Below are 828 nucleotides of genomic sequence, written 5' to 3'. Positions count from 1 at the left end.
AGGGGCAGGATAAAGAAGAATAGCCACATTAATTTTCAAATAAGGGCGGAAGCGGCTTGGGTTTAACTTGAGCGGACTTAGTTTGGTCTCGTTGAGTTTGGTGTAAACAGTAAGGCCGCTTCTTCATATTAGATATCACAAACCTTTCGATCACTGACCCGTGTCGGATTTACTTGGCGGCGTACCACATTCGCGTTTCATGATTTCCAGACCCGATTTAAAACAAGCGCGCCATGCCTTTTCAACGTCGGAGTTGTACTCATAATCACACTCTCGTACTGTTTCGATTAAGCTTTCAAACCAAATATCAATGTCTTCAGGTTTGATACCAATGTTTCCGATACCGTGCTTTTTGCCATACTTTTCCATCATTTTTCGCGCATCAGAAGACGTGTCTGTCATCATAAAAAAGACGATCGAACCTTTGAGCATACGAACTTGCTTTTGCATATCTACGCCTTCAAATTTCTGCCGAAAGCTCTTTCCTTTCGACCAAAACTTGGCATAAAACCGCTCGAAAAAGTGCTCACCGAGAACACAACGCTCGTAACTGTCGTTGAAAACCTCAATCACATTCATGACCACTCCAAACGAAAACCAGAGTACAACTCATATTTTATGAGTGTAATTTAATATCTCAAACAAGGGGCAAGCGAATATCTCAAAGCTTGTAATTTTGGCCAAGAAACAGCAAAGACCACGTTCTCTACGCAGAGTTTGAAACATCACTCCCAAGTTCTCTGTTCGATTTTCAACAAAAAGTTAAAAGTGATTTAAATAAATGCCATTTTATCAATTGCTGGTTATTCGGTACTATGAACTCACTTT

The 828-nt window shown here is 40.5% G+C and carries 1 protein-coding gene; it reads right to left on the bottom strand.

What is annotated here, in order from left to right; genetic code table 11:
* Positions 1–150: 150 nt before the first annotated feature.
* Complete coding sequence (locus R8O10_RS24565; protein ID WP_318191864.1) at positions 151–579, bottom strand: globin; 429 nt, start codon at positions 577–579, stop codon at positions 151–153.
* Positions 580–828: the final 249 nt, after the last annotated feature.

The sequence above is a fragment of the Vibrio sp. 1727 genome, from assembly GCF_033344415.1.
GTDB classification, from domain to species: Bacteria; Pseudomonadota; Gammaproteobacteria; order Enterobacterales; family Vibrionaceae; genus Vibrio; species Vibrio alginolyticus.
The sequence above is the reverse complement of the archived record's forward strand: the minus strand, read 5'-3'. Positions and strand labels throughout refer to the sequence as shown.

What these genes read in the sequence shown, in the direction of transcription:
- R8O10_RS24565 (WP_318191864.1), bottom strand. Translation starts at nt 579, where the DNA reads ATGAATGTGATTGAGGTTTTCAACGACAGTTACGAGCGTTGTGTTCTC.